7 protein-coding genes are annotated in these 8,058 nt (G+C 71.9%); 1 reads left to right on the top strand and 6 read right to left on the bottom strand.

Features of this window, described 5'->3' with window-relative positions:
* Nucleotides 1-58 precede the first annotated feature (58 nt).
* Nucleotides 59-2,020, bottom strand: a complete 1,962-nt coding sequence (locus ACWDEW_RS01535) for a DUF5107 domain-containing protein (RefSeq protein ID WP_450508497.1) — start codon at nt 2,018-2,020, stop codon at nt 59-61.
* A gap of 146 nt (nt 2,021-2,166) precedes the next feature.
* On the opposite strand from ACWDEW_RS01535, the gene ACWDEW_RS01530 reads away from it, so the two are divergent.
* Nucleotides 2,167-2,514, top strand: a complete 348-nt coding sequence (locus ACWDEW_RS01530; RefSeq protein WP_450508495.1) for a DUF6204 family protein — start codon at nt 2,167-2,169, stop codon at nt 2,512-2,514.
* On the opposite strand, the gene ACWDEW_RS01525 is transcribed toward ACWDEW_RS01530, so the two are convergent.
* From ACWDEW_RS01525 to ACWDEW_RS01505, 5 genes are all read right to left on the bottom strand, one after another.
* A complete protein-coding gene (locus ACWDEW_RS01525; RefSeq protein ID WP_450508493.1) occupies nt 2,486-3,037 on the bottom strand; it encodes a GNAT family N-acetyltransferase in 552 nt (183 codons plus the stop codon). The genes ACWDEW_RS01530 and ACWDEW_RS01525 overlap by 29 nt on opposite strands.
* A gap of 13 nt (nt 3,038-3,050) precedes the next feature.
* Nucleotides 3,051-3,299, bottom strand: a complete 249-nt coding sequence (locus tag ACWDEW_RS01520) for a LapA family protein (protein WP_381255699.1) — start codon at nt 3,297-3,299, stop codon at nt 3,051-3,053.
* A gap of 43 nt (nt 3,300-3,342) precedes the next feature.
* Nucleotides 3,343-5,100: a CocE/NonD family hydrolase gene (locus ACWDEW_RS01515; RefSeq protein WP_450508491.1), complete on the bottom strand. Its 1,758-nt coding sequence runs from the start codon at nt 5,098-5,100 to the stop codon at nt 3,343-3,345.
* 75 nt (nt 5,101-5,175) lie between these two features.
* Nucleotides 5,176-6,108, bottom strand: a complete 933-nt coding sequence (locus tag ACWDEW_RS01510; RefSeq protein WP_450508490.1) for a S66 peptidase family protein — start codon at nt 6,106-6,108, stop codon at nt 5,176-5,178.
* Nucleotides 6,105-8,057, bottom strand: a complete 1,953-nt coding sequence (locus ACWDEW_RS01505) for a prolyl oligopeptidase family serine peptidase (RefSeq protein ID WP_450508488.1) — start codon at nt 8,055-8,057, stop codon at nt 6,105-6,107. Before ACWDEW_RS01505 ends, ACWDEW_RS01510 begins: the two co-directional genes overlap by 4 nt.
* Nucleotide 8,058 lies beyond the last annotated feature (1 nt).

The raw sequence follows: 8,058 nt of genomic DNA, 5'->3' as shown, positions 1-8,058 counted from the left end.
GCCTCGCCTCGCCTCGCCTCGCCTCGCCTCGCCTCGCCTCGCCTCGCCTCGCCTCGCCTCAGGGCGTTTCCGGCCGCATCCGGAAGTCGTAGCGCGTGGGCAGTGGTTCGTCGGTGAGGCGGGACCAGAGCCGGCCGATCGACTCGGCGCCCTCGCGCAGGTCGGCGACCTCGAAGCCGTCCGCGAAGACCGCCCACGCGTCGTCGCGCCGTCCCTCCGCGAGCAGCAACTCGGCCTGGAGCAGCAGGAATCGGCCGCGTTCGCGGGTGGCGGGGTGCAGCATCTCCCAGACGGCGCGGGCGTCCGCCACCCGTCGCACCCGCAGCAGCGCCTCGACGGCCTCGCGGCCGAGCGCGGCCGTGGCGGCGGTCCAGCTCTCGCCGGCGTCGCGCCGCTCGTGGCACAGGTCGGCGAAGGCCTCGGTGTAGCGGTCGGCGGCCCGCTCGTGGTTGCCCGCCTCCTGGTCCGCGACGGCGAGACAGCGCAGCAACGGCCAGAGGGAAGGGGCGAGTTCGAGGGCCCGCTCCCAACTGCGCACCGCCTGCGCCCGATCGCCCGCGTGCCACTGCGCGACGCCGAGGTGGTACTCGGTGAGCGGAGTGGCGGGCGCCGTCTCCAGCATGTCCCGCCAGTGCTGGGCGACCAGGGTCTCGCCGGGCGGCCGGACCCGGCGCGGCTCGGGCAGCGCACCGCTGCGCAACAGCGCCGCCCAGGGCGCCTGGGCCTCGCCGAGCGTGGACTCGTCGAAGGGGGTGCCGGGCAACTTCCAGTCGGTGCGCAGGACTTCGAGGGCGCCCCAGCCGGAGCCGGTGGCGAGGAGCTCGCCGGGTTCGGTGTCGGCGTACGGCTTCCAGGCGGCGTGGGCGGCGTCCAGGTCGGCTCGGGGCAGGGCGGTTTCGAGCCGCGCCTCGGCACGGTCCACCACGGCGGTCCACTCCCCCTCAGCCTCGGCGCCGAGCGGACCGTAGGCCTCCAGCCAGGACACCTCGCTCTCCGGGTCGAGCCGTATGTGCTCCAACTGGGTGCGGGCCAGGCCCGCCTGGATCTCGCAGTAGCCGCCCGTGCCCGGTTCGGTGAGCCACTCCTGCCAGCGGCGGCCACCGCTGCCGGTGCCCCACACGAAGAGTTTGCGGCCCCGGAGTGCGTCGGTGGACGTGTGCACCAGCCCGTGCCCGTCCTCGTCGAGCGCGGCGATCCAGCGCCGCCGTGCGTCCGGGATCTCGTAGAAGTAGTCCGCGGCGTAGGGGCTGTTGAGGGGATAGGACCGGTCCACTCCGTCGTACGACGGCAGGGGCACCCGGCGCAGTCGCCGCTCGTAGCCGAAGTGCCAGGCCTCCGACGCCGGTGCGAGGACGCGGCGTTCCTCCGGCACGGCGATGTTGGACCACCAGTAGGTGGGCGCGGGCCGCTCGTGCGGGTTGCGGATGCGGACGCCGACGTGGAGGAAGTCGGAGCCGTCCGGGAGCCACAGGTCGACCTGGAACGGCAGGTCGCGCAACCGTTCCCACTCCCACAGGCGGAGCATCTCTCCGCCGTCGGGGGCGGGGACGCAGGCGGCGTGCAGGGGTGCGCAGGAGAGGGTGGTGTGGCCGGTGGCGCCGATGTTCCACTCGATGCCGCCGGAGAACCAGGCGCCGTTGAGAGCGAAGTTGGCGGGTTGCAACACCGGGTTGCGGTACAGGAGTTCGCGGTCGGTGGGTTTGTGGACGAGGGAGGCGACGCGGCCGCCGAGGGCGGGCAGCACGGTGGCGCGCAGCCGGTCGTTCTCGATCACGAGGGCGTCCAGCTCGCGGGGGGCGCGGTCTCTGTCGTAGCCGTCGCGGACGCGGACGGGGAGGAGGCTGCGGAGGGGTTCGTAGCCGATCTGGCGGGCCATGTCGCGGGGCAGGTCCTCGCGGTCGCGGTCGTCGATACGGTGTGCCTCGTCGAGCGGACGCAGTGGGGGCAGCGGGTTGTCCGGACCCAACTCCGCGGTGGGCAGGGTCAGTACCTCACGTCGGATCGTCGTCACGATCACCATGGAACCCGGCAACCGGTGCGGTGGCCAGGGGCGCCGCCGGTCAGGATTCCGCAAAGGCGGAGGCGGCGGGAAATTCCGCGTGCGGTTCGTCCCCGTCGACGTAGAGTCGGGCGATCGACGGCACGGAGCGAGGAGTGGAACGGCGGATGGGCGAGCAGCACACGTACCGGGTGATCGTCCGGGGCACCTGGGACGCGCTGACGGACGAGGCGCGGCAGCGGCTGCTGGGCGAGGCCCCGGAGCACGGGATGCTGAGCATGCGGTTCACCGAGGAGGGCTCGCTCAGTTACGAACCGTCGCCGCTCAAGCACTTCTCGTGGCGGTATGTGGTGGTGTCGGACGCGGCGGACGGCGAGGAGATGGCGGCGGCGCTCGCGGAGGACCGCGCCGAGACCGCGTTGCAGGGCCTCGGCTACGGCTTCCGCGACCTGAAGTCGACGGTGACGGACCTGGACACGATGAAGGTCAACCGGAAGTCCGCATCTCGGCGGTGAGCGCCCAGCGCTCGTGGTCGCGCCAGGCGCCGTCGATGTAGATCATCTTCGGTGAGAAGCCTTCGAGCCGGAATCCGCAGCTGCGGGCGAGACCGATCGACCCGGCGTTGCCGGGCTGCACATTGATTTCGAGCCGGTGCAGCCGCATCGGCCCGAAGGCGTGGTCCACCACGAGGTTCATCCCCTCGCGCATCAGCCCGCGCCCGGCCGCGTGCGCGAAGGCGCCGTATCCCAGCGCACCGCACTGGAAGCCGCCCTGCACGATGTTGTTGATGTTGATGAACCCGGCGATGCCCCCGCCGTCGAGCTCGCACACGAGGAATCCGGCCTTGGCCGGATCCTCGATCAGCCGTCCCGCATAGGCGGTGTACGCGTCCCCGCTCGCCGGCGGGAACAGCCACGGCTGGTGCAGATCCTTGCTCTCCCGGGCCCGTGCGGTGAACTCGGCACCGTCCTCGTAGGTGAAGTGACGTATCCCCACGCGGGGGCCCTGGGCGAGATAACGGGAAGTGGCATGCGGCATCCCGTCACCCTAGTCAGGGTCGGCGGCGCCGTCGCATGAAATAGGCCCCGCAGAGGGCGCCGATGATCGCCGTGGCCAGCAGTGCCATCCACAGCGGCATGGTGACCTCGGGGATCAGCAGGCGGATCCTCGTGGCGCGGGTGTTCTCGAAGATGAAGACGAGGGCCAGGACGGCGAGCAGCAGAACGGTGATCCGGGCGGGCGTCAGCAGGCGTTCCCGCTGGCCGGTCCGCCCACCGCTCTCGGTGGTCTTCGGGCTCATGTCTCCAGGGTGAGCCCGAATCGGTCATCACGCACGGTGAGACTCAGTCCGCGACGACCGGGAGCTCCAGCACCCCCGTGTCCCGCGGCGAGCTGACCACCGTGACCGGTTTGATCCCCCGGTTCCCGGTGTACGCGTCGTCGCTCGCCGCGATCACGAACCGCAGCCGGTGCCCCTTGGCGAACCGGTGCACGATCCCCGGCAGGGTGACCGTGAAGCTCTTCGTGACGTCCGGGATCCGGACCGGGGCGACCAGCCGGTGGACCAGGGTCGCGGTGCCGTCGGGGGCGAGATCGTAGAGCTTGGCGAAGAGGACGAGCTTGTCGGCGGCGTCGCCGGAGTTCTGCACGCGCCGCGCGGCCGGGGAGTCGACCTTGAGGGTCGCCTTCGGCGCGCCCACGACGTCCGTCGGGCGGTTCAGGGGTGGACCGGTCCACCCGAGGCAGGTACCACGGGTGTCGTACGGCGCCGGGTCCGGCAGGCCGGTCATCCCGCTCACCGAGTTCTCCGAATGGCTCGTGGGACCAGGCCTGTTGGCGTATTCGCGGCCGCCGCGCGCCACCTTCGCCCGGTCGTCCGCCAGCCTGCCGTCGCCGGAGAGGTACAACTTCTTGTCCGGCGCGGGGAGTTGGCCGGCCGTGGCGTAGGTACGGGCCGGGTCCGTGATCCAGTCGCGGTAGTAGGCGAAGGCCGGTCCGGTGTCCACGTCCGTCCGCCCGCGCAGATAGCGGTCGAACCAGGCCGCGATCCGCCGCCCGACATAGCTCGACGCCAAGTCGCCCTGAGCGAGGTCGAGTTCACCGGCCGTCGCCCCGCCGCTGTGCCCCCACGACTGCCAGATCATCTTCGCCGTGGTCCCCTGTGCCTTCAGCGTCCTGTACGTCGCCGTCGCCTCGTTGAGGTTGAACAGGCTGTCGGCCTGCCCCTGGACGAGGAGCGTCGGCGCCTTGACCTTCTTCAGATACGACACCGGAGAGACACTGTGCGCGTACCCGAGCACATCCGCCATCGCATTCGCCGGATAGCTCCCGGAGTTCAGCGTGTGGATCAGGGCGCAGGCCTTGCTGACGAAGTGCACGCAGGCGAGGGAGTTGATCCGGGTCGGGTCGAGGCCCGGCACGGTCAGGGGCTGGGCCTCGCCCATGAGGTAGAAGGCGTTGGACCACTGCCACTTGAAGACTCCCGGCACGCTCCCGCCATTGTTGGGGTCCAGGGAGTACGCCAGGTCGTGCCAGGTGACCATCGGGACGAGCGCGTCCACCCGGTGGTCCACGGCGGCCGTCGCCAACTGGATCGCGCCGCCGTACGATCCGCCGATCATCCCGACCCGCGGGTCCCCTTTCGCGTCGTGGGTCACGAAGTCCGCCCTGGTCCCGTCGTCCGCGGCGCGTGTGCCCGCGAGGAAGTCGACCAGTCCCGACGCGGCCGCCGCGTCGATGTCCGGGTCGTCCAGCGAGATGAGGCACCCAGACTTCCCGAAACCCAGCCCGGAGTAGACGAGTCCGACGTAGCCGCGCCGCGCGAAGGTCCTGCCGATGGCGTCCGTGGACCCGTCGGACTTGCTGCCGCCGAAGCCGTTGGTCGCCAGTACGGCGGGCGCGGGGTGGGCGCGGTCCACGCCCGCGGGCCGGTACAGGTCGGCGTCGACCGCGCAGTCCCGGCCGCCCGCGCGGACGGTGAACTTCAGCGCGGTGACGGTGTATTGGTCCGTCGCTGCGGCGCGGCCGGCGAGGGCGAACAGGCCGGTGAAGCTGAGCGCGAGAGCCAGCGCGGTGCGGATTCCGGGGACACGGCGGGGCAAAGGGGACCTCCACGCTGAGGACAACCCGACAGAGAGCAAAGGGTGTTGCGCGACAGTGGTTCACAAGGCGTACGGCTACCGCAGCGCGGGCTCGTCCAGCGTCAACGTGCCGGTGTCCGCGTCCAGTTCGGCCGCCACCCCGAGCGGTATCGTGAGCGCCCCTTCGCAGTGCCCGAACCCGAACTCCTCGACGACGGGCACCCCGAGCCCGCCCAGCCGGTCGACGAACACCGGGCGCAGTTTCTCGTAAGGTCCGCAGCCGGACCAGGAGCCGAGCGCGATGCCCGTGACGCCGTCCAGCCAGCCGCTGCGCAGGAGTTGGGTGAGCATCCGGTCGATACGGTACGGCTGTTCGCCGACGTCCTCGATGACGAGCAGTCCGCCGCGCGCGCCGGCCGGTGTGTGCGGGGTGCCGAGGCCGGTGGCGAGCAGGGCCAGACAGCCGCCGAGGGTGACGCCCCGGGCCCGCCCGGGCACCAGCGCACCACCGCCGCCCGGGACGGCCCGGATGCTCTGCACGGACTCCGGGTGGAACAGGGTCGCCCTCAACTGCTCCTGGGTTCGGTCGTTCTTGACGAAGTCGGCGCCGGCCGCGGCGGGCCCGTACAGGGTCACCAGGCCGAGCCGGGTGGCGAACGCCTGGTGCAGGACGGTGGGGTCGCTGAAGCCGACGAACACCTTCGGTCCGGCGGCGCGCATCGCCTCCCAGTCGAGCAGGTCGACGATGCGCTGCACGCCGTAGCCGCCGCGGGCGCACAGGACGGCGGCCACGGTCGGATCGCACCAGGCGTTCTGCAGATCGGCGGCGCGGTCGGCGTCCGTACCGGCCAGATAGCCCAACTCGCCGTGCCGGTCAAGGACATGGGGTGCCACCACCGGGTCGAGGTCCCAGCCGCGCAGGATGTCCAGGCCTGCCTCAAGGCGTTCCTCGGACACCGGCCCGCTGGGCGCGACGACGGCGACGCGGGCGCCGGGGGCGAGTCGGGACGGCCTGACGAGTGCGGTCACGTGCTGAGCTCCAGGGTGGGGATGTCCGGCGGGTCGATGCCGAAGACCTGTGCGTACAGGGAGAGTTCGGCCTCCAGGGCGCGGATCATGGTGTCGGCGCGGCGGAATCCGTGGCCCTCGCCCTCGAACGCGAGGTAGGCGTGCGGCACTTGGCGTCCCCGCATCCGTTCCAGGAGGCGTTCGCACTGGACGGGCGGGCAGATCACGTCGTCCAGGCCCTGCATCAGCAGGAAGGGCGCGGTGATGCGGTCGGCGTGCTCGACGGGTGAGCGCTCGGTGTACCGGGCGGGCACGTCGGCGAGGGGTCCGACCAGGGTCTCCAGGTACCGCGACTCGAAGTCGTGGGTCTCCCCGGAGGCCCAGTTGGCGAGGTCGAGGACGGGATAGATGACGGTGCCGCAGGCGTAGACGTCGGTCGTCACCAGGGAGGCGGCGCTGGTCCAGCCGCCCGCGCTGCCGCCCCGGACGGCGAGCCGGGCGCGGTCGGCGGTGCCCTCGTCGGCGAGGGCGACGGCAACGGCGGCGCAGTCCTCGACGTCGACGACGCCCCACTGTTCGCGCAGCCGGTTGCGGTACTCCCGGCCGTGCCCGGTGGAGCCGCCGTAGTTGACCTCGGCGACGCCGATGCCCCGGGAGGTGAAGTAGGCGATCTCCAGGTCCAGGACGAGTGCCGACCTGCTGGTGGGTCCGCCGTGCGCCCAGATGACGTACGGCGGCAGTTCGTCACCCGGAGCGGTCCAACCGGGGCTGTGCGGTGGGTAGATGTGGGCGTGGATGTCGCGTCCGGCGGGTCCGGTGAAGGTGCGGATCTGCGGTTCGGGGTAGTGCGCGGGGTCCACCGGGTCGTCGTGGGCGGCGCCGATCACCCGTGCTCTGCCGGTGCGGGTGTCGAGTTCGACGACCTCGTGGGCGCTGCGCGGGCTGGCGCCGACGCCGACGATCCGGTCGCCGTGCACCGCGAGGGCGGACGTGAACTCGGTCCAGGGGCCTGCCGCGTCGACGACCTCACCGGTCTCCGGGTCCAGCACGCCGAGCAGTGCGGCGCCCCGGCCGTGCACGACGGCGATCGGGCCGCTCTCCAGCGGTGCGAACCAGCGATGACCGAGCTTCCACAGCGGGCCGCCGAACTCCTCCTCGCGTGGGCACAGCGGCTGGTGGTCGCGGTACAGGTTCCACCAGCCGGTGCGGTCGCTCACGTACAGCAGTGAGCCGTCGAACCCCCAGTCGACCTGCGCGATCGACTCCTCGGGCCCGCCGGCCACGACCCGCGGCTCGCCGAACGTGCCGTCGTCCGCCACCTCGGCGAGCAGCAGCTCCGTCCCGTCCCACGGCATCCGGGGATGGTCCCAGGCGAGCCAGGCGGCCTTCCGCCCGTCGGGCGAGACACGCGGACCGGACACGAACCGGTGCCGGTCGTCGGTGAGTTCGCGTACGGCATGCCGGTCCTCGGCGGCGGACCGGTCCAACGGTACGGCGGCCAGGACGCGCCGCACATCACCGGGCCCCTCGCCGGTGAACTCCTCAAGAACGCACCACACTTCACCCAGGTCCGGGCGCAACTGCGGTTCCGCCCAGCGGAGCCCGCCGCCCACGGGAGAGAGCGGCGTCAGAGGCTCGGGTTCGCTCCCCGGCTTGTAGCGGTAGAGGCGCTGGTCGGTGAAGTTGACGAACACCACGAGGGGTTGGCCGTTTTGGACCGTTCCACCCCAGGGCCGTCCGCCGTACTCGATGACCCTGCTGCGGACGTTCCAGGGCGCGGGCAGCACCGACTCCTGGGAGCCGTCCGCGCGGCGGCGCACCAGGGTGCGGCGGCCGGCCTCGGTGGGCCGTGGTTCGGTCCACCAGGCCTCGTCACCGACGAATCCGACGAACTCGGGGTGTCCGTCGTGCGCGGCGGCGAGCGCCGCGTCGATGGGCGAGGGCCACGAGCCGTATGCCGACGTCCGCATG

It is taken from the genome of Streptomyces sp. NPDC001100 (assembly GCF_053598575.1).
The sequence above is the reverse complement of the archived record's forward strand: the minus strand, read 5'-3'. Positions and strand labels throughout refer to the sequence as shown.

Excerpts from the sequence above, each read along its gene's own strand:
- ACWDEW_RS01520 (WP_381255699.1), bottom strand. The coding sequence starts at position 3,299 with ATGAGCCCGAAGACCACCGAGAGCGGTGGGCGGACCGGCCAGCGGGAA.
- ACWDEW_RS01530 (WP_450508495.1), top strand. The coding sequence starts at position 2,167 with ATGGGCGAGCAGCACACGTACCGGGTGATCGTCCGGGGCACCTGGGAC.
- ACWDEW_RS01535 (WP_450508497.1), bottom strand. The coding sequence starts at position 2,020 with ATGGTGATCGTGACGACGATCCGACGTGAGGTACTGACCCTGCCCACC.
- ACWDEW_RS01505 (WP_450508488.1), bottom strand. The coding sequence starts at position 8,057 with ATGCGGACGTCGGCATACGGCTCGTGGCCCTCGCCCATCGACGCGGCG.
- ACWDEW_RS01525 (WP_450508493.1), bottom strand. The coding sequence starts at position 3,037 with ATGCCGCATGCCACTTCCCGTTATCTCGCCCAGGGCCCCCGCGTGGGG.